Genomic DNA, 651 nt, shown 5'->3' with positions numbered 1-651 from the left:
GTGATCAGATCAGGCAGATCGAGGACGCTCGGCTGGAGCGTCTCAAGCAAGCGCCCAGTGATGGACCACACGCCATGGTGCGCCTGTTGGCGCGGGTGATCGGGGTTGGTGTCGAGACGGCCGACATGCTGGTGCAGGAGGTCCTGTCGCGAAGCATGCGCGACCGACGGGCGATCGCGCGTTACGCCGGCCTCACGGGCTCGCCCGACGAGAGCGGCAGAAAACGCCGGCAGAAAGGGCTGACCCGTTCCGGCAACGCTCGGGTTCGACGAGGCATGATCCAATTGGCGTGGCGATTTCTCATGTTCCAGAAGGACAGCACCTTGGCGCAGTGGTTTCGAACCCGCACCGAGAGCGCCCGCGGCACGCGCAAGACCATGATCGTGGCCTTGGCGCGCAAGCTACTGATCGCCCTGTGGCGTCTCGTGCGGGAGGGCGTGGTGCCGGACGGCGTCGTTCTGCGGCCGGCATAATGAACAGAGGTCACTGAAGGACACCCAACAGTTTCGGCCCGGTCCGTCCGCTGGTGACGGGTCGCCGATGACGGTTCGAGGTGGCGGAGCCCCGACGTGTTTCCTTGGCTTTCAATGCCGAAAGGGAGAATGGGTCCGCCGCTTCGGAGCTTCGCTGCCGATGCGCATGACTGCATCA

The 651-nt window shown here is 64.8% G+C and carries 1 protein-coding gene; it reads left to right on the top strand.

What is annotated here, in order from left to right:
* Nucleotides 1-473 (top strand): transposase (locus tag IVA82_RS34025; RefSeq protein WP_247493726.1); only part of this gene is annotated, 473 nt, incomplete at its 5' end.
* Nucleotides 474-651 lie beyond the last annotated feature (178 nt).

Origin of the sequence: Bradyrhizobium sp. 142, from assembly GCF_023074015.1 — a bacterium.
In the GTDB taxonomy this organism is placed as follows: Bacteria; Pseudomonadota; Alphaproteobacteria; order Rhizobiales; family Xanthobacteraceae; genus Bradyrhizobium.
This window is presented reverse-complemented; position numbering and strand designations above follow the sequence as displayed.